The 16,971-nt window shown below is 48.5% G+C and carries 16 protein-coding genes; 14 read left to right on the plus strand and 2 right to left on the minus strand.

Features of this window, described 5'->3' with window-relative positions:
* The first annotated feature begins 38 nt into the window (after window positions 1–38).
* The 13 genes from M3P05_RS17745 (at window position 39) to panD (ending at window position 13,197) form a co-directional block, all read left to right on the plus strand.
* Window positions 39–491, plus strand: a complete 453-nt coding sequence (locus M3P05_RS17745) for a YcgN family cysteine cluster protein (RefSeq protein WP_283777863.1) — start codon at window positions 39–41, stop codon at window positions 489–491.
* Window positions 492–542: 51 nt separating this feature from the next.
* Window positions 543–1,118 (plus strand): antibiotic biosynthesis monooxygenase, encoded by a 576-nt coding sequence (locus M3P05_RS17750; RefSeq protein WP_249701411.1) that lies wholly within the window; start codon window positions 543–545, stop codon window positions 1,116–1,118.
* 121 nt (window positions 1,119–1,239) lie between these two features.
* The gene (nagA, locus tag M3P05_RS17755) at window positions 1,240–2,475 is read left to right on the plus strand and encodes an N-acetylglucosamine-6-phosphate deacetylase (protein ID WP_249701412.1); all 1,236 of its coding nucleotides are present in this window, start codon (window positions 1,240–1,242) and stop codon (window positions 2,473–2,475) included.
* 42 nt (window positions 2,476–2,517) lie between these two features.
* Window positions 2,518–2,739 (plus strand): hypothetical protein, encoded by a 222-nt coding sequence (locus M3P05_RS17760; protein WP_249701413.1) that lies wholly within the window; start codon window positions 2,518–2,520, stop codon window positions 2,737–2,739.
* Window positions 2,729–5,680 carry a sensor histidine kinase gene (locus tag M3P05_RS17765; protein ID WP_249701415.1) on the plus strand — a complete coding sequence of 984 codons (2,952 nt, stop codon included), beginning with the start codon at window positions 2,729–2,731 and terminating at the stop codon, window positions 5,678–5,680. Before M3P05_RS17760 ends, M3P05_RS17765 begins: the two co-directional genes overlap by 11 nt.
* Window positions 5,681–5,702: 22 nt before the next feature.
* The gene (locus M3P05_RS17770; RefSeq protein ID WP_249701417.1) at window positions 5,703–7,103 is read left to right on the plus strand and encodes a sigma-54-dependent transcriptional regulator; all 1,401 of its coding nucleotides are present in this window, start codon (window positions 5,703–5,705) and stop codon (window positions 7,101–7,103) included.
* A gap of 76 nt (window positions 7,104–7,179) precedes the next feature.
* Window positions 7,180–7,902 carry a hypothetical protein gene (locus M3P05_RS17775; RefSeq protein ID WP_249701419.1) on the plus strand — a complete coding sequence of 241 codons (723 nt, stop codon included), beginning with the start codon at window positions 7,180–7,182 and terminating at the stop codon, window positions 7,900–7,902.
* A gap of 191 nt (window positions 7,903–8,093) precedes the next feature.
* Window positions 8,094–9,416, plus strand: coding sequence for a polynucleotide adenylyltransferase PcnB (gene pcnB, locus M3P05_RS17780; RefSeq protein WP_249701420.1), 1,323 nt, complete (start codon window positions 8,094–8,096; stop codon window positions 9,414–9,416).
* A 59-nt stretch (window positions 9,417–9,475) separates the two neighbouring features.
* The gene (gene folK, locus M3P05_RS17785) at window positions 9,476–9,982 is read left to right on the plus strand and encodes a 2-amino-4-hydroxy-6-hydroxymethyldihydropteridine diphosphokinase (protein ID WP_249701421.1); all 507 of its coding nucleotides are present in this window, start codon (window positions 9,476–9,478) and stop codon (window positions 9,980–9,982) included.
* Window positions 9,983–10,061: 79 nt separating this feature from the next.
* A complete protein-coding gene (locus M3P05_RS17790) occupies window positions 10,062–10,745 on the plus strand; it encodes a deoxynucleoside kinase (RefSeq protein ID WP_249701422.1) in 684 nt (227 codons plus the stop codon).
* 302 nt (window positions 10,746–11,047) lie between these two features.
* Window positions 11,048–11,845 carry a 3-methyl-2-oxobutanoate hydroxymethyltransferase gene (panB, locus tag M3P05_RS17795; protein WP_249701423.1) on the plus strand — a complete coding sequence of 266 codons (798 nt, stop codon included), beginning with the start codon at window positions 11,048–11,050 and terminating at the stop codon, window positions 11,843–11,845.
* Window positions 11,842–12,690 (plus strand): pantoate--beta-alanine ligase, encoded by an 849-nt coding sequence (panC, locus tag M3P05_RS17800; protein ID WP_249701424.1) that lies wholly within the window; start codon window positions 11,842–11,844, stop codon window positions 12,688–12,690. Before panB ends, panC begins: the two co-directional genes overlap by 4 nt.
* Window positions 12,691–12,816: 126 nt before the next feature.
* Window positions 12,817–13,197 carry an aspartate 1-decarboxylase gene (gene panD, locus M3P05_RS17805; RefSeq protein ID WP_249701444.1) on the plus strand — a complete coding sequence of 127 codons (381 nt, stop codon included), beginning with the start codon at window positions 12,817–12,819 and terminating at the stop codon, window positions 13,195–13,197.
* A 75-nt stretch (window positions 13,198–13,272) separates the two neighbouring features.
* Here the strand turns inward: panD and M3P05_RS17810 are convergent, their stop codons facing one another.
* Window positions 13,273–14,694: a carboxy terminal-processing peptidase gene (locus M3P05_RS17810; RefSeq protein ID WP_283777866.1), complete on the minus strand. Its 1,422-nt coding sequence runs from the start codon at window positions 14,692–14,694 to the stop codon at window positions 13,273–13,275.
* A 9-nt stretch (window positions 14,695–14,703) separates the two neighbouring features.
* On the minus strand, window positions 14,704–14,955 hold the full coding sequence (locus M3P05_RS17815) for a hypothetical protein (RefSeq protein WP_249701426.1): 252 nt from the start codon (window positions 14,953–14,955) through the stop codon (window positions 14,704–14,706).
* Between the two features lie 308 nt (window positions 14,956–15,263).
* Here M3P05_RS17815 and pgi point away from each other — a divergent pair, with 308 nt between their 5' ends.
* Window positions 15,264–16,913 (plus strand): glucose-6-phosphate isomerase, encoded by a 1,650-nt coding sequence (gene pgi, locus M3P05_RS17820; protein WP_249701427.1) that lies wholly within the window; start codon window positions 15,264–15,266, stop codon window positions 16,911–16,913.
* The last annotated feature ends 58 nt before the right edge of the window (window positions 16,914–16,971 follow it).

The raw sequence follows: 16,971 nt of genomic DNA on the forward strand, positions 1-16,971 counted from the left end.
AGGATTGAACCTACTGTCCTTTTTCACCATATGCTCAAATGTCCCATAGTGTCCCTCCGTTTTGGGAAACAAAGTCGCTATACAAAATGACTCGTGAAGAGTGGGAATCCCTATGCGATGGCTGTGGCCGATGCTGCCTGAACAAAGTGATTGATGACCAGACTGAAGAGCTGTTGCCCACCAGCGTAGCCTGTGCTCTTCTTGATCATAAAACCGGCCGTTGCCAGAATTACAAACGCAGAAGAAAGCTTGTACCTGACTGCATGAAGTTCACCCCCAAAACCTTGTCTGAGTTCTTACCCTGGCTTCCGCCAGATTGTGCCTACAGACTTCTGCTGAATAACCAACCGTTGCCGAAATGGCATCCTTTGATATCTGGCTCGTATGACTCAGTTCTTGCAGCAGGCAATTCAATACGGACGATGGTGCTCGTGAGCGAAGATGATCTTGGCGATACCTCGGAATGGTATGACTACATAATTCCCATGTAGCCGAAGAAAAAGATACGCGTTACAGTTCGCTGTTCGATAACAGAGAACGCAATGAAAAAGAGCAACGATAATCTGGACCCTGTTACTGTCGTGGTTTCCAATCACGTCAAAAGAGGAAAAGAAAAAGAATTCAAGAAGTGGGCGTCCGGCATAGCCAAAGCTTCCCATTCCTTTTCAGGTCATCAGGGAACCAGCATTGTTAAAAATCCGGAAAACTCCTCTGAGAAATATGTTGTCTATACCTCGATTTTCCGTTTTGACAACCACATCAATCTTGCGCAATGGGAAGAGTCTGACGAACGTCGCCAGTGGATTGAACGACTTCAACCTTTAATTACCAAAGCAGCCGATTACCAGAAAGTGAATGGCCTCGAATACTGGTTTGATATTCCCGAAGTCACCATCGCTCCCAAGCCACCCAAACACCGTATGGCTCTGGTAACGCTACTCGCTATCTATCCACTTATTCTTCTGATACCCAGTATTGTTGCCAAGCTGGTTCCTCCTTCTATGCCCTGGTACTTGGTCACACTTGTCAGCTGCATCTTCACAGTTATCTTGATGACATGGCTGGTCATGCCAGGAATGACCAGAATCTTTTCTTTCTGGCTGTTTCGAAAAAAGTAATCCGAAAAAAGCAAACTGACTGGCAGAGTTCTCACGACCCAGCTACTTTTGCCCTCGTTTTGTTAATGCCATACGGATAAAAATGGTGGGGCATAGGGAACAACGTCAACGCATCACTGTCATGCTGATTTGCCTGCTTGTGACTATTGCATCCCAAGCTGCTGATAGGGTCTGTGTTCGTGCAAGCAAAGTGCTTATTGGCAAAAACCTCGAGCATGACCGTATCGTTATTATTCACAATGGAGTAATTGAGCAGGTTCGCCCCTGGCACGAATCCCTCAGGAAAAAATGTGCTTCCCTGTCAGAAGTTCAGGGGGTGTTATCTCCCGGGCTGATTGATATTCATATCCATGGAGCCGGGGGGAATGATGTTATGGATGCTGCTGACTCCCCTGATGCTTTAAGCACAATCAGCAAAACTCTGCTCAAAGAAGGTGTTACAACCTGGCTGCCAACAACAACAAGCGCATCACCTGACAAACTATCTACTGTGCTTGCCAGCATTGCCCAATACACAAAAAATCAAAGAGATGATGAGGCAAGAATTGCCGGTATCCATATGGAAGGGCCGTTTATCAGCAAGGATAAATCTGGCTGTCACCCTCATGATTCAATTATGCCGATTGATCTGGACCTCCAGTCAAAGTGGTTTCGAGATTCTCAAAACAGTATTCGCGTTGTCACTTTTGCACCCGAACTTAAGCAGAGTGATGACTTAATCAGATGGTGTAATCAAAATAAAGTTGTACCCTCCATTGGCCACACCAATGCCAGTGAGCATGTTATAAAGCATGCCATCTCCACTGGCGCAGGTCTGGGCACTCATCTCTACAATGCCATGTCTCAAACAAAAAGCAGGGATGCTGGCGCAGCAATGAGTATTCTGGAACATCAATCGCTTCCGTTTGAGATAATTCTGGATGGGGTACACCTGAGCGAACCATTAGTTCGCATCGCCTGGCACCTGAGTAAAAAACACCCCGACCGCTTCATTCTGATTACTGATGCAATTCGAGCAAAAGGCCTGCCTGATAGTAATGGAACTTTTGAGCTCGGAGACGGTATCAAAGTCAAAGTCAGTGGCTTTCGTGCAGCTATGGCAGATAAACCCAATACTCTCGCCGGAAGTGTATTGACGCTTCCTTATGCTATCCAAACAATGCAGAGAATCACTGATTGTTCTCTTGCGGAAGCTCTCATCGCAGCTACATACAGCCCGGCAAAAGCTATTCACATGCAAGACAAGATCGGCCGTCTGGCTCCAGGGCTGGCAGCTGATATGGTTTTGTTCTCAGATACTAACCAATTGTCAGTTATATCTGTCTGGCGTAATGGTCATGTAATCAACCCCTTATAATCGACCGCAACAAATTGCACAGAATACCTACCTGCAGGTAATATGCCCTCAGATCTGCTTTCAGCGGATTTTGTCTGGGGACAAGGCATGTACCTGCACCGTTTGGTTCTTCTGCTTGTTATTGGAATCTATCTCTTCTCACCCGCTATTCTCGAGTGGTGGATTGACTCACCTGAAAGTTGGTACCGCCCCTGGTTACTCTGGCTGATATTAATTGTTGCAGCCTATCTGCTGCAGCCAGGGAGCAGTCGGCATGAGCCTTGAACTCAGTCAAATTGCCACCCTCAGTATCCTTTACCTTTCATTGCTGTTTTGCGCAGCATGGCTCACGGATAAAGGATGGATACCAAGAAGCATCACCCGTCACCCTCTGGTGTATGTGCTTTCACTTGGCGTTTACACCAGCGCATGGGCTTTCTATGGAGCAGTGGGTATCGCTCATGAATATGGTTTTGTTTTTCTGGCGTACTACCTGGGGATTTGCGGTGCATTTCTTCTAGCGCCCGTTTTGCTCTCTCCGCTCTTGCGCATTACCCGGGAATACCAGCTCAGTTCATTGGCAGACCTGTTTGCATTCCGCTTCCGCAGTTCCATGGCAGGAACTCTGACAACCGTCATTATGCTGTTCGCCCTGCTTCCTCTGGTTGCCATGCAGATACAGGCTGTGGCTGACTCCATTCATATTCTTTCCAACGAAGGGTCTCAGGAAGAACTCGCTTTCAGCTTTTGCGTCATCATTATCCTGTTCACCATGGCCTTCGGCACTCGTCGCATTTCAAGTCATGAAAAGCACCATGGTCTGGTTGTTTCTATTGCCATCGAGTCGGCAGTCAAACTGATCGCCATGCTGGTTGTTGGCGGAATGATTCTGTTTCAGGTTTTCGACGGCCCGAAAGATTTGCAAAACTGGCTGATCACCAATCAGGCACCCCTGGAAACTCTCCGCCTATCTCTGGATGACGGCCCCTGGCGAACCATGCTGTTGATCTTTTTTGCTGCAGCCATCGTTATGCCAGATATGTTTCATATGGCATTCACAGAAAACCAGAAGCCACGAAATCTTGGTACTGCCAGCTGGGCATTTCCTCTTTACCTGCTGCTTATGAGCCTGCCAATACCACTTCTTCTTTGGGGTGGAGTGAAACTTCAGACAGCAACAAGTCCGGAGTATTTTGTTCTAGGTATAGGGTTAGACATTGGTGCCCCATGGCTCTCTCTATTGACCTATCTGGGAGCAATGTCGGCTGCCAGCGGACTGATTATTGTCACGACTCTGGCTCTCTCGGCCATGGTTGTAAACCACCTGATTCTTCCTGTGTTTCAACCTGACACCAACATCAATATCTATCGCTGGCTAAGCTGGACCAAGCGAATATTAATAGCTGCCATGATATTCGCCAGCTATGGCTTTTACCGAATGCTCTCTTCCGACCATAGCCTTGCACCACTGGTTATTGTTGCCTTTGTCGCCTGCCTGCAGTTTCTCCCTGGAGTGCTGTCAACCATCTATTGGCCACACGCGAATCGCTATGGTTTTTGTGCAGGTCTGATTGCCGGATCCAGCATATGGTTTGTGACCATGTTTCTGCCTTTGGTTCTGGGAACTGAAGTCTTAGCTTTTTTTACAGATTCCATTTTCTTCCTGCAGGCAGACTGGCACTGGTCAGCCTTGATTTCTCTCACCGCCAACATTGCAGCACTACTGGCTGTCAGCCTGGCAACAGAATTATCTTCTGAAGAAAAGCATGCTGCTGAAGTCTGTTCTATCCAGTCACTTGGCCGCCCGAGCAGGCAATCACTCAAAGCGCAATCCCCCCGAGAGTTCCAAGAACATCTGACTGGCCCATTGGGTGCATACACCGCCCAGCGTGAAGTCTCCCAGGCGCTTTATGATCTTGGCATGTCTCTGGATGAGAATCGCCCATACGCCCTGCGTCGCTTACGCGACCGAATTGAAGCCAACCTTTCTGGCCTAATGGGGCCTAGTGTCGCCAGAGATATCATTAATCGTTACCTCCCTTACGAGGATGAAAGTTCCGGAGTCGCAGATATCAACTTTGTTGAAAACCAGATTGAGGATTATCAACATCGTTTAACCGGTCTGGCTCTGGAGCTGGATAATCTTCGCCGTTACCACCGGCAAACCCTGCAGCACTTGCCCATGGCGATCTGTTCGCTGGGAGAAGATGGTGAAGTCATGATGTGGAACCAGGCAATGGAAGAAGTGACAGGCATCCCGGGCAGCACCACTGTTGGTTCTTACCTGGGTAGCCTGCAGGCTCCATGGAACACCATGCTGAGTCATTTTGAAGACAATAAAGTTCGCTCCAGAGAAAAACAGCAGATAAAAATTGATGGACAGCAGAGGTGGTTCAACCTGCACAAAGCCTCTATCGAAGGTGATGGCACTGTCATCATGCTGGAGGACCAGACCGAACCTCAGATGCTTGAGCAAAAACTTATTCACAGCGAACGACTTGCATCCATTGGCCAGCTCGCTGCGGGCGTTGCCCATGAAATTGGCAACCCAGTCACAGGAGTTGACTGCTTGGCTCAAGAACTGCGTGACTATTCCCAAAGTCAGGATGCCCGGGAAATCGCTGATCAGATTCTTGAGCAGACCAAACGTATTGGAAAAATTTTGCATTCACTGGTCAGCTTTGCTCACACAGGGCAGGCAAGTGAGCAAATGACTGTTGAATCTGTCAGCCTTTACCGTTGTACTGACGAAGCTATTGCCCTGCTATCACTTCATCAGGACACCCGGGGGATTCGATATATCAATAACTGCCATATGGATTATCTAGTGTCCGGTGATATTCAGAAGCTCACGCAGGTTCTGATTAACCTGTTAAGCAATGCCCGGGACGCATCACCAAATAACGCGGTTGTCACAGTGAATACCATTCCCTGGGAACACTCCATTACGCTAGAGGTTACAGATCAGGGTTCCGGTATTTCAGAAGAGAATCAAAAGCGACTGTTTGAGCCGTTTTTTACCACAAAAGGTGCCGGAAAAGGCACTGGCCTAGGGCTCGCACTTGTTTACAGCATTATTGAAGAACATTTTGGTACAATATCGGTTCGGTCCCCTGTCAACGAGGGAGACCAGGGCGGAACATGTATAAGTATCAGTCTGCCCAGACACATGGCTGAACTGAAAAGCAGCACCCGGCGAGAGACTGAGGGGAATCTTGTGGGGTAATGGATATAGCTGAGGGGGAGCTATGAGCCAGGGAAATATATTAATCGTTGAAGATGAACCCGTAATCCGTTCGTCTTTGCGGCGCCTTCTGGTGCGCAACGGTTATGACGTGACAGAAGCAGAATCTGCCGAAGATGCCTGCCGGCATTCTCTGGAAAGCTTCGACCTGATTATTTCTGATCTTCGCCTACCCGGTGAAGCCGGAACCGTTCTTATTGAACGGAGTAAATACACTCCTGTTTTGATAATGACCAGCTATGCCAGCCTGCGTTCAGCTGTTGATTCCATGAAAATGGGAGCGGTGGATTACATCGCCAAACCATTTGACCATGAGAACATGCTTAATTCTGTTGCTGAAATTATTGGTCGTGCGCATGACCGGGAGAATGAACAACAGGACTCTGCCCAGACACAAAAACAGCCGGCTATCAGCGAGAGTGACTCATCCAGAAATACAGCGGGTATAATTGGCCATTGTCCTCCCATGCAAACCCTGTTCAATAGAATTGACCGGGTTGCTCCTACTGAAGCGACCGTATTGATTCTTGGTGAATCTGGAACAGGCAAAGAACTTGTTGCCAAAGCTCTGCACAATGCCAGCAGACGCAAAGCCAGCCCGATGATCTCGGTTAACTGTGCTGCAATTCCGGAAACACTGATTGAATCAGAACTGTTTGGTCATGAGAGGGGTGCTTTTACCGGTGCAACTACGACCCGTAATGGTCTGATTGAAGCAGCAGATGGCGGAACACTCTTTCTCGACGAAATTGGTGAACTTCCCCTCGAAGCCCAGGCACGTTTACTGCGGGTATTGCAGGAAGGTGAGATTCGCCGGGTTGGCTCTGTTGAATCCCGCAAAGTGAATGTCCGGCTAATCGCAGCAACCCATCGAAATCTTAAGTTGATGGCCAGTGAAGGTGATTTCCGGGAAGACCTTTATTATCGCCTTAACGTGGTTGAGCTGCGCCTGCCACCACTTCGCGAGCGTGGACAGGATATAACCCTTCTGGCAGAAGCTCTTCTTGAGAAAACTGTTGAACGTATGGGTACTGGTGCCATGCTGCTTTCCCCTGAAGCACTTGTTGCCATCAGTCGCCATCTCTGGCCTGGCAATGTTCGGGAACTTGAAAATGCCATGGAACGGGCCGTGATTCTTTGTGAAGACGATATGATCACTCCCGAACTTCTTGGTCTGGATGAAGCCATTATCAAACCCAAGGCCAAACTCACTGCGATTCCTGAGCAATCCAGTGATATCAATGAAGATGATCTTTCTCTGGAAGATTATTTCCAGCGCTTTGTTCTCGAACACCAGGAACATATGAATGAAACCCAGCTGGCTAAAAAACTGGGAATCAGCAGAAAGTGCCTTTGGGAACGTCGTAAGCGTTTAGGCATTCCGAGAAAAGAAACCGTAGCTTAATTCACACAAATCAACGCCCCGTTATTGTTCTTCTACAATTAACACAATCAGAAGAATATGATCGGGGATTATCGCCGTGTTCTGCGCTCAGGGAAGAGTTGTTCAACTCGTACTGTTTCTTTCAGGCTTCCTAATTTTTGAAGCTAACGCTGAAGATCCGTTTCAGGGTCAGACCGATAACATCTGTGATCAAAGGCGCCTCGACCGTCAGCACTCCATTAACCGTGACCCGGAACTTGAACTGCTCGTCCCTCTAAGAAAAAGCAGCGATGCCAATTGCTTCAGCCCTGCCGAAAACCTCTACTTTGCCAGCCTGGTTGCAGCGCAGAGTGAATTAGGTCAAAACGCTGGCTGGTATGACACCCTGGGCAATCAAAATAAAGAGAAAGCCAAGCTTGCCTGTGATGTGATGGGTTACGGTACAACGCCACTCAACCTGTCTCTTGAAGAGTGCATTGACGCCCGTTACAGCGAAATGATGCAGCCCTATAACGATGAGTACCGCAGTGAATCCGCTATTTATATTGCTAAAAGAAACAAGCGGGGCGAGGAACTGGTTCAACAGTGTGTGACGGCTTTTTATCAAAACCTGCCGCAGCTCCCACGCCAGATTCAATTCCCCTTAGCCTATTATGACCGCAAACTGCACGCCTATCCCGAATGGTATGTTGAGAGTCGGCTGGACGATGATGAATGGCTAATGGATATGCAGAAAACCATGGCCAGCCAGGTTATTAAGGATGCCCTTCACGTCCAGTGCCCCGGCGATATGATATGGTGGCTTTACCTGTCGACTTAAGCCATCTAAAACAGTAGTACCTGATCAAACTGTCTCAATTCCGAGTCAGGTGTTAATATGTCGGTTTTGTTTTGACGGCGAACAGTTTTCTTGTTCATGGCAGTACTCAGAGAATACGGCAAATCATGACCGGCAGGCGTAAAGGACTCATCGGATACCTGTCCAGGCTTTTTGACAAGGGCTCACACCCCGTGCAAAAGCCAGTTCGAAAGACTATCCCCCGTGATCAGCATCCTATTTCACGCAAAAACATCAGCGACAGCGCTCTCAAAGTGCTGCATCGCCTGCGCAGCCAGGGTCATGAAGCTTATCTGGTTGGTGGCTGTATTCGTGACCTTCTTCTTGGGCTACACCCCAAGGATTTTGATGTTGCGACCAGCGCATCTCCGGAAGAAGTCCGTTCTCTGTTTCGCAACTCCAGAATTATTGGCCGCCGTTTCAAGCTGATTCATGTGGTGTTTGGCCGTGAAATCATTGAAGTTGCCACCTTTCGGGCCAGCCATGATTCTGACCAGGAGGGCCACCACAAAGATAAATCTCATCACTCCGATTCCGGCCGCATCCTGAGAGATAATGTCTACGGTGATATTGATGACGATGCGGCTCGTCGTGACTTCACAATAAACGCGCTGTATTACACCACCGAAGATTTCTCCATCCATGATTTCTGCAATGGTCTGGAAGATATTGATCACAGGCTGATTCGCCTTATCGGTGAACCGGTACGCCGCTACCATGAAGACCCGGTTCGGATGCTGCGGGCTATCCGGTTTGCCGCCAAGCTTGATTTCGATATCGAACCTGAAACAGCTGACCCAATTTATGATCTGGGTTCACTTCTGCGGGATATTCCCTCTGCCCGCCTGTTCGATGAAAGTCTGAAACTGTTCCTGTCTGGTTACGGACGCAAAACGCTGCAGCTGATGCAGGATTACGACTTGTTCACCACTCTCTTCCCATCAACAGCTTCCGCACTGGAGCTGGATGAACGCAGCAGAAAGCTGATAGATCTGGCATTAAAGAGTACTGATGACCGTATCCGCAGGGATCGCCCGGTTACTCCAGCCTTTTTCTATGCAGCCTTACTTTGGCCGGCTATGCGTGCCATGGCTGATGATATTCGTAATCAGGGAGTACCTCCCGTTCCTGCATTACAGCAGGCGGCCATGCAGGTGATTGCCAATCAGTGTGCACACACTGCAATTCCGAAACGTTTCACAATTCCTATGCGGGAAATCTGGGATCTTCAGGCCCGCCTTGAGCGCCGCCAGCCTCGCCGGGTTGAAGAACTGGTTGCACATCCCCGCTTCCGGGCAGCATATGACTTCCTGTTACTTCGGGAAGCATCAGGTGAAGACTTGAAGGGCGCAGGTCAGTGGTGGACAGATTATCAGCAGGCACACCCTGAAAGCCGGATGAGCATGGTTCATCGCCATGCTGAAGCGAATCCTCCTGAAAAGCGCAGACGCCGTCGCAGACCTCGTCGCCGGAAACCCTCCAGCAACCAGAGCTAATCTTCTACACTGCCATTTCCTAAAGAAATGGCAGTTTTCATTTGATCAGGTAGTTATTCATGTCTGTCACTGCATATATTGGACTGGGCAGTAACCTTGAGAACCCCAGGCAGCAGGTCTTAACGGCTGTTGAGGAAATAGCAGGTATTTCAAACTCGATGCTGGAGCATGCATCACAGCTTTATCAGAGTGATCCGGTTGGCCCTGGGGAACAGGAAGATTACATCAATGCTGTTGTTGCTATTCGCACCGAACTGACAGCTATTGAGTTGCTTGATCAGTTGCAGGCTATTGAGCAGATTCATAATCGCAAGCGTATTATTCGCTGGGGCGCGCGCACCCTTGATCTTGATATTCTGCTCTACGGCGATCAGATTATTGATAATGAGCGCCTGATAATTCCTCACAAAGAGATGCACTGGCGTAACTTTGTTCTCTGTCCATTGGCAGATATTGAACCTGAACTGACTCTTCCTACTGGACAAAGTCTGCAAAAGCTTTTACAAAAATGTGAAGATAACGGCCTTTCAGTCATCGGGAAAATTGAAATCCCTGAGATGGCTTAAATAAAAGTGCCAGGAAGCGGTGATGGATACGGCTTCCTCTATCAACCAAATAACGATAGAAATATAAGGTTGGTTTTACATGGAAGCTGCAAAGCCGTCCCACCCGCCACTGGAACATGATTTCCCCCAGTATATTGCTGTTGAAGGACCTGTCGGCGTCGGCAAGACCACCCTTGCCCGCAGGCTCGCCAGCACCTTTAACTATGATGTTGTTCTGGAAGAGCCTCCCCGGGAAAATCCTTTTCTGGAAAGGTTTTATCGCCATCCGCGACAGGTTGCCCTGGCGACCCAGTTACATTTCCTGTTCCAGCGAGCTTCCCAACTGCAGACTATCCAGCAGAAAGATATGTTTGAACCCGTCAGGGTTTCCGACTTCTGTATGGAAAAGGATCGTCTGTTTGCCGAGATGTATCTCGACCAGCATGAACTTCAGCTCTACAACCGTGCCTGGGAGATGCAGACACGTGATCTGCCAAAACCCGACCTTGTTATTTACCTGCAGGCTCCGGTTGATGTTCTCAAGGACAGAATCAGGGAGCGGGGAATAGAAGCGGAGAGGCTGATTGGCAATGGTTATCTCAAACGCCTGAACGAAGCTTACGCGCGCTTTTTCCACTATTATGAGGCCTCGCCTCTTCTTATCGTGAATGCAGCGGAGATTGATCTGGTCCATAGCGAACAGGACTACAGTCAGCTGGTTGAGGAGATCATGATCTGCAGAAAAGGCAGGCATTACTTCAACCCAAAACCATCTGAGTTATAGAACTGGCAGCGTTTCAAACACTTTCCAGAGGCCTGCCAGATAATCCTCGCAGGTCATTTTCGGAGAGCGGCGCACCAAACAACCAGAAACAGGTAAATTCTGCACTGGAAAACCACCCAGATTTCCACCAATATAGCCCGTCATCGCTAGGCAGCGTTGAGCGTAGGATATCTTTCTCAAGAAGGATGATATTCGTTGGTAAACAGGACAAGACTGCGACAGGGCTGACCCGCGAGTAAGGGGATAAACTCCGAAGCTGATCATAGTCTGTCTGCAGTCATAGAATACAAATTCAGGATTCTATGGCCAAAACCACTCTGCACACCCTTCTGGAACAGAAGCGATCTGGTGAAAAATTTACCTGCCTGACTTCCTATGATGCCACTCATGCGCATCTGGTCAGCACTCAGGGTACTGAAATCATCCTCGTTGGGGACTCACTGGGCAATGTTGTCCAGGGGAGAGAGTCAACTGTTCCTGTCACCATGGCAGATATGGTTTACCACACCAACTGTGTTCGTCGTGGTAACACCGAAGCCATGATCATGTCAGACATTCCTTTCATGGCGTGTTCAACCCCAGAGCAGACCTATGCCAATGCCACCGAACTGATGCAGGCTGGTGCTGAAGTCATCAAGCTGGAAGGCGGTGCCTGGCTTTGCGACACCGTTCGAGGTCTGTCTGAACGCGGTATCCCTACTTGCTTGCACCTTGGCCTGACGCCTCAGTCCGTCAGCATGCTGGGCGGTTACAAGGTTCAGGGTCGCGATGAAGAATCAGCTGCACGCATGCTGGAAGATGCCCGCCTTCTGGAAGAAGCCGGTGCCAATATCCTGCTTCTGGAATGTGTGCCCAGTCCTCTAGCCCAGGAAATTACCCGTAATGCCTCTATTCCTGTTATCGGTATCGGGGCAGGTGCAGAGACCGACGGTCAGGTTCTGGTTCTTTACGATATGCTCGGAATGACCCACGGTCGCAAGCCCCGTTTCGTAAAGGACTTTATGGCAGAAGCTTCCACTCCTGCAGAAGCTATCGCCACGTTTGTTAAAGATGTAAAAGAAGGCCGCTTCCCGGCGCCTGAGCATGGATTCAGCGCATGAACACCGTTTATAGCATCGAAGAAATTCGTGACTATGTGCAGACCGCAAAAGCGGCTGGCAAAACCGTTGCTTTTGTTCCCACAATGGGCAACCTCCATGATGGCCACCTGTCTCTGGTCACCAAGGCAAAAGAACTAGCCGATGTTGTTGTGGTCAGCATCTACGTAAACCAGCTGCAGTTTGGCCCGAACGAGGACTACCACAGCTACCCCCGCACCATGGAGCAGGACGAAGCTCTGTTGCGTGAGCATGAAGTGGATATGGTTTTCGCGCCGACTTCCCACATCATCTATCCGGAAGGCCCGGAACAGCACACTGTTGTTAAGGTTGATGCCCTGGATGGCATGCACTGTGGCAAAAGCCGCCCGGCCTTCTTTACCGGTATCTCAACCGTTGTTACCAAGCTGTTCAATATTGTCCAGCCTCATATTGCCGTATTTGGCGAGAAAGATTTCCAGCAGCTGGCCATTATCCGCAAGATGGTGAGCGACCTCTGTATTCCGGTGGAAATTGTTGGCGCCCCTATCGCCCGCGCAGAAAGCGGTCTGGCTTTGAGCTCTCGCAACGGTTACCTGTCTGCAGAAGAACTGGAGCAGGCCTGCATGCTCAACAAAGAGCTGCTCAAGGCCAGGGAAGCCATTCTTGCCGGTAATGCCAATTACGACATTATTCAGCGCGACGCCACAGCTCACCTGGCAGAGGCCGGGTTCCTGCCTGACTACTTCAACATCATCAGACGTTCCGATCTGCACCCTGCGGGTCCGGAAGATAAAGAGCTGGTGATTCTGGCTGCAGCAGCCCTTGGAAAGGCAAGATTGATCGACAATATCCAGATTGATCTGTAAGCTGCCCGACATTTTTATTTGACCGGTAACATTTCTGGTATTGGAAATGTTGCCGAGAAAGAGTATCTTTCGCTGCGTCTCGGTTTATACGTACGACCTGACACAGCCTGTAACGAGGAAGTCTTGATGCATAACGTGATGCTGAAAGCCAAGCTGCATATGGCCAGCGTGACGCACGCCGTGCTCAACTACGAAGGTTCCTGCGCCATCGACGGCAAACTGCTGGATATGGCAGGCCTGAAAGAGTTCGAGCAGATCCAGATCTATAACAAAGACAACGGTGAGCGTTTCACTACCTATATCATTCGCGGTGAAGAAGGCTCTGGCATCATCTCCATGAACGGCGCCGCTGCCCGTCTGGTAGCCCCCGGTGACCGTGTGATTATCTGTGCCTATGCCCACTACTCTGACGCTGAATGTGCCAACCACAAACCAGCTCTGCTGTACATGAACCCGGATAACACCGTTAGCCACAGCGCTAATGCGATTCCGGTTCAGGTTGCCTGATCTGTACTCAAAACCTCTCTCTGTTTTTACAGAGAGAGGTTTTATCCCTTTTCTTTTGACTATCTGACCAAAGAATTACTCGCCTGATAGTCTGATCAAGTCCGCAAGAATCATCTCCCCTTCTTTTAGAAACTCATCTGAGTGAGGGGGAAGGTATTTATATTGCTGAAAATAGTCTTTCTGAGTGAACACCGGATTATCCGCAACTCTTTTCTTATGCCCTTCATTAAGTCGTTCCAAGTATGCATTTACATTCATAACAGGACTGTATAAAGCAGCCTTGGTACTATTCCATGGCAGTGGGTTTGATAAAGCCTCTTCACCAAGCTCATATTGGTCGTAAGCATTGGGGAACTGAATATCAGGTGTAATCCCTTTCTTCTGGAAACCTTCACCCGACACTCGGTAATATTGGGCCACGGTCACCTTGAGTTCACCGTAATTTAGAGGCTGTATAGCCTGCGCTGTACCAAGTCCAAACGTTTGGCCACCTACAATAATTGCACGCCCGTAATCTTGCATGGCCCCAGCAAATATTTCCGATGCCCCGGCACTAACCCTGTCGACAAGGACAACCAAGGGCAAATTCTTTTCGACCTTTTTGTTGTTTAAGCTTTTCTGAGTCTCCTGTCTGTTCCGGCTATCTCTGACTGTCACGACCGGATTATCACCAATGAACATTCCACTTACTCTGACCGCCTGCGCTAAAGCACCACCAGGATTGCCGCGCAAATCAAGAATCAAACCTTCAATCCCCTGCTTCGAAAGATCAAGCAATGCTTGTCGAACATCCTTGGTCACGCTATTACCATCATCAATGTCATACGGATCAAAGTAGAATGATGGTATAGATATAACCCCAACCTTGTAGCTCCTACCACCGGATGCAACCTGACTCACATGACCAGTTACAACACCTGAAGCTATAAGCGTTCTTTTGGAAGCAGAACCTAACTCATATGGTTTCTCGTTGATCGTCGTATATAAATTTTCATCTACTAACTGTGAACTTTCTGGAGAGATATAAGCACTGTGAGAATCAAAAGATTTAGCGACGCTATTCATGTAAATATTGAAAATATCTTCGCCAGTAAAGCTCTCCAGCCTTGATTTATCTCTGACTAACTCTCCAACAAGAATACTGTTTACAGTTCCATTCTCAGCCCCATTATTTTTAATAGTTTCTGCATAAGATTGTAAAATCAAATTCCAGCGATTCTCACGCTCCAAGTTATTCACAGGCCAATTTGCCATCTTAGGAGGTACTGACACTGTTTCAGAGTTACCGATTTGGCCTTCAAATTTTGGTGATGAAGCCAAAACTGACTGCATATACCTAACCTGTTTTTTGGCTGCTTCCAGATAGCGATTACCAATCGAAAATGCAGGTCTCAGGTTTCCTCCAGCCAGATCTTCATTCATAGAAAATTTATACTGGGTAAAATTCTCGATATCGCTCTGCAAGAAAATGCTCTTACTTGGATCCAGAGCATTCAGATAATTACTCTAAATCTCAGTGCTCAATTTTTCATCAACTTCCATCTTCTTATAGTGATGATTCTTTAACATTTGAATCACATTCACACTTGCAATGGCCTGATGCAAAGAAGGTTTTAATAAACCGTTTGAACCAGCATTGACTTGCAAAGTGGTGTCTGGAGTACTGGAGCACCCCGAAAGGATTAAAACAGCAATGATCGTAAAACTGGCCCAACAGGCTGATAATTTCCGTTTCATAGATCGCAGAAGCAGCGTCATACAAATATCTCAATCGTTCGAGGAACAGCCCGGTAGATAATCAGGCAAAAGAAGATTCAAGAGGCAAATTAATACTTGAATGACACTGACCGTTTCAATGGCATTGGAATGATAATTCTGACGAAACCTTTCAAAAATGTAACAAAGTTAAGAAAAACTCTGCTCTCAACAAGTTGATATAGATAACTGACGACACATTTTTGCACTATAAATTGAAACTTTGATCTGTCAGCTTGAAATACACTTGGATCATTGATTGCATACGCGATCGCACGAAAGTCTTATTTTAATATTTGGAGTGAACCCTAATGTCTTCCACGCTTTCTCCCCTTCCGGGCTTTTCTGTTTCTGGAAAGCTTGGTGAGCAAGCTAGCCAGATTCCCGGTGATTTCCTGCGAACCACCATGCAGCAGGACAGTGACCGCTTCAACCGTTACTCCATCGAAGAGTGTGGCCTGTTGTTGGACTACACCCGTCACCTGATTGATGACAGCATCCTGAGTGACCTGTTCACCGTTGCCCGGGAGTCCAAGTTGGAAGAAGCTATCAAGGCTCAGTTCTCCGGTGAAATTATTAACAACACGGAGAAGCGTGCTGTACTGCACAGCGCCCTGCGTGCTCAGGACAACACTCCTGTTCTGGTTGACGGCGAAGACATCAAACCGGGCATTAAGGCTATGCGTGAGCAGATGAAAGCAATCTGTGAACGTGTTCATTCCGGCGAGTGGAAAGGTCATACCGGCAAAACCATCCGTCACGTTGTGAATATTGGTATTGGCGGTTCCTATCTGGGCCTGAAAGTTGTGACAGATGCGCTGCACTCTTTCTGGCAGGGTCAAATCACTCCTCACTATGTGGCGAATATCGATCCGGCTGATATCACTTCAGTACTGAAGAATCTGAACCCGGAAGAAACTCTGTTTGTTATCGCCTCCAAAACCTTTACCACTCTGGAAACTCTGGCTAACGCCCAGCAGGCTCGTAAGTGGCTGCTGGAAAGCGGTATTTCTGAAGCTGATCTGGCCAAGCACCTGATCGCTGTATCCTGCAATATCCAGGCAGCTACTGAGTTCGGTGTTGCTGAAGAAAATATCCTGCCTCTGTGGGACTGGGTTGGTGGCCGTTACTCTCTGTGGTCTGCCATCGGTCTGATTATTTCCCTGACTATCGGTTACGATCGCTTTGAAGAGCTGCTGGCCGGTGCTGGCGATATGGACAAGCACTTCCAGGAAGCTCCTCTGGAAAAGAACATGCCTGTTCTGATGAGTATGCTGGGTGTCTGGTATCACCACTTCTTTGATGCCCAGAGCCATGCTGTCATCAGCTATGATCATGGTCTGCGTGGTCTGGTCGACCACCTGCAGCAGGTTGATATGGAAAGTAACGGCAAGCGCGTCACCAAAGATGGCAAAACCGTTTCCTGCAATACCGGTCCGATCATCTGGGGCGGTTCCGGCACCAACGACCAGCATGCTTATATGCAGCTGCTGCACCAAGGTACTCGCACTATTCCTGTTGATTTCATTATGCCAGCCACCAGCCACTCCCCTGTTGCAGATCAGCACGAATGGCTGTTCGCCAACGGTCTGGCTCAAGCGAATGCACTGGCGAACGGACGTTCTATTGACGAAGTAAGAGAAGAACTGGCTACTGCTGGCAAAACAGTTGAAGAAATTGAACGACTGGCACCGCATAAAGTTATTCCAGGCAACCGCCCCTGCAGCCTGCTGCTGTGCAAAGCACTGACGCCTTATACGCTGGGTGCGATTCTGGCCATGTATGAACAGAAGATCTTTGTTCAGAGTGTGATCTGGCAGATCAATGCTTTTGACCAGTGGGGCGTAGAGCTGGGCAAACTGCTCGGTAAGCAGCTGTACCCAATGCTGAAAGGTGGCGATCTGGAACTGCTGGACAGTTCTACACGTAGTGTTATTGAGCAGTTCCGCAAGGCTCAGTAGTTTCTATCTGAACCATCGTCGGAAGCTTCTGGCTCCCGGCGATGATTCCAAACCACAA

The organism is Parendozoicomonas callyspongiae, assembly GCF_023502345.1.
GTDB lineage: Bacteria > Pseudomonadota > Gammaproteobacteria > Pseudomonadales > Endozoicomonadaceae > Sansalvadorimonas > Sansalvadorimonas callyspongiae.

Excerpts from the sequence above, each read along its gene's own strand:
- M3P05_RS17745 (WP_283777863.1), top strand. The coding sequence starts at position 39 with ATGTCCCATAGTGTCCCTCCGTTTTGGGAAACAAAGTCGCTATACAAA.
- M3P05_RS17750 (WP_249701411.1), top strand. The coding sequence starts at position 543 with ATGAAAAAGAGCAACGATAATCTGGACCCTGTTACTGTCGTGGTTTCC.
- nagA (WP_249701412.1), top strand. The coding sequence starts at position 1,240 with ATGCTGATTTGCCTGCTTGTGACTATTGCATCCCAAGCTGCTGATAGG.
- M3P05_RS17760 (WP_249701413.1), top strand. The coding sequence starts at position 2,518 with ATGCCCTCAGATCTGCTTTCAGCGGATTTTGTCTGGGGACAAGGCATG.
- M3P05_RS17765 (WP_249701415.1), top strand. The coding sequence starts at position 2,729 with ATGAGCCTTGAACTCAGTCAAATTGCCACCCTCAGTATCCTTTACCTT.
- M3P05_RS17770 (WP_249701417.1), top strand. The coding sequence starts at position 5,703 with ATGAGCCAGGGAAATATATTAATCGTTGAAGATGAACCCGTAATCCGT.
- folK (WP_249701421.1), top strand. The coding sequence starts at position 9,476 with ATGTCTGTCACTGCATATATTGGACTGGGCAGTAACCTTGAGAACCCC.
- M3P05_RS17790 (WP_249701422.1), top strand. The coding sequence starts at position 10,062 with ATGGAAGCTGCAAAGCCGTCCCACCCGCCACTGGAACATGATTTCCCC.
- panB (WP_249701423.1), top strand. The coding sequence starts at position 11,048 with ATGGCCAAAACCACTCTGCACACCCTTCTGGAACAGAAGCGATCTGGT.
- panC (WP_249701424.1), top strand. The coding sequence starts at position 11,842 with ATGAACACCGTTTATAGCATCGAAGAAATTCGTGACTATGTGCAGACC.
- panD (WP_249701444.1), top strand. The coding sequence starts at position 12,817 with ATGCATAACGTGATGCTGAAAGCCAAGCTGCATATGGCCAGCGTGACG.
- M3P05_RS17815 (WP_249701426.1), bottom strand. The coding sequence starts at position 14,955 with ATGACGCTGCTTCTGCGATCTATGAAACGGAAATTATCAGCCTGTTGG.
- pgi (WP_249701427.1), top strand. The coding sequence starts at position 15,264 with ATGTCTTCCACGCTTTCTCCCCTTCCGGGCTTTTCTGTTTCTGGAAAG.